The 223-nt window shown below is 72.2% G+C and carries 1 pseudogene; it reads right to left on the reverse strand.

Features of this window, described 5'->3' with window-relative positions:
• Positions 1-223, reverse strand: a pseudogene (locus tag F0U47_RS20615) (bifunctional rhamnulose-1-phosphate aldolase/short-chain dehydrogenase); the annotation flags it as partial.

Here is a 223-nt window from a genome sequence, read left to right on the forward strand (position 1 = left end):
TGGAAGCCTGGACGGGGCCACGGCACCCACACGACGCGGTCGCCGAAGATCTCCTTCGTGAGCGCCTCACCGTCGGCGGACGTCGCGATCGCGATGTCCGAGGTCGTGGTCGCACCGGCGGCGTGCGCGGCGTCGACGAGGCCGTGCAGGGCGGGGTCGATCGAGGGAGCGGCGCCGCCCTGGCCATGAAGGCAGTAGTCGAGCGCCGCGACCATCTCGTCCT

It is taken from the genome of Nocardioides antri (assembly GCF_008373765.1).
Taxonomy (GTDB): domain Bacteria; phylum Actinomycetota; class Actinomycetes; order Propionibacteriales; family Nocardioidaceae; genus Nocardioides; species Nocardioides antri.